The organism is Streptodolium elevatio, from assembly GCF_053592165.1.
Genome location: NZ_JBSFVE010000080.1, coordinates 1 through 1,329, shown reverse-complemented (window position 1 = coordinate 1,329; position 1,329 = coordinate 1). Strand labels below are relative to the sequence as shown.

Below are 1,329 nucleotides of genomic sequence, written 5' to 3'. Positions count from 1 at the left end.
CGCCGACTGACAGTGAGGATTGGTGGTGGCACCGCTCGGGGGTCTGACTCTCCGACTGACTGACGTTTCGGCTGTCCTTCTGGCGAATCGTCGGCCTGCCGGGCGGTGCCGTTCGGCGCGTGGCCGGTCGGGCGTCTGTGACTTCATAGGAGCCCGGCCAAAGGTCCCATCACTGTCTTGTCCGTCAGCCCGACCGGCCCGTGCCCTCCCACACGTCACCGTCGGAAGGGCAGCACACCCCAGCATGGCAGACGAGACAGCGGTGGTCGGCGGCATCGACACCCACACCGACCTGCACCAGGCCGCAGTCATCGACACGGTCGGCAGGCACCTGGCCACCGAGGCGTTCGAGACCACCCCGGCGGGATACGCGCGCCTGCTGGAGTGGCTGTCCTCGCACGGCGACGTGGTCGCGGTCGGTGTCGAGGGGACCGGCGCCTACGGCGCGGAGGTCGCCCGGTTCCTCACCGCCAACGCGGTCACCGTCGTCGAGGTCGACCGCCCGGACCGCAAAGCCAGGCGCAGGAGCGGCAAGTCCGACCCCGTGGACGCCTACGCGGCCGCGACCGCGGTCCTGTCCGGCCGGGCCGGCGGAACCCCCAAGACCCGCACCGGGATCGTGGAGGCGATCCGTGCCCTGCGGGTGGTCCGCAAGAGCGCGGTCAAGGCCCGCACCCAGACCGTCAACCAGATCCGCACCCTCATCGTCACCGCCCCCTCCGCCGTCCGCGACCGGCTGCGCGGCCTCGCCACCCGCGAACTCGTCGACACCCTGGCCCGCTCCCGCCCGGCCGGCGAACCCGCCGACCCGGCCTACGCGGTCAAGACCGCCCTGCGGCGACTGGCCCGCCGCTACCAGGCGCTCGACGAGGAGATCAAAGACGCCGACCGGGAGATCGGCCCGCTGGTCGCCCAGGCCGCCCCGACACTGCTCGCGCTGCCCGGTGTCGGCCCCGAGACCGCCGGCCAGCTGCTGACCAGCGCGGGCGACAACCCCGAACGCCTCCGCTCCGAAGCGGCGTTCGCGCACCTGTGCGGCGCCGCACCCGTCCCCGCGTCGTCCGGCCGCACCCACCGCCACCGCCTCAACCGCGGCGGCGACCGAGCCGCCAACAACGCCCTGCACACCATCGTCCTGGTCCGCATGAAATACGACGCCCGCACCCGCGACTACGTCGCCCGGCGCACCGCCCAAGGCATGACCAAGAAAGACATCATCCGCTGCCTCAAACGGTTCGTCGCCCGCGAGATCTACAAACACCTGCCCCGACTCACACACACCCCCACACAGCTCCCACAGACCGCTTGACGACCTATAGGAGCTTCGCC

The 1,329-nt window shown here is 71.7% G+C and carries 1 protein-coding gene; it reads left to right on the top strand.

What is annotated here, in order from left to right; all coding sequences use genetic code 11:
• Window positions 1–244: 244 nt before the first annotated feature.
• Complete coding sequence (locus ACWD12_RS41040) at window positions 245–1,309, top strand: IS110 family transposase (protein WP_450103957.1); 1,065 nt, start codon at window positions 245–247, stop codon at window positions 1,307–1,309.
• Window positions 1,310–1,329: the final 20 nt, after the last annotated feature.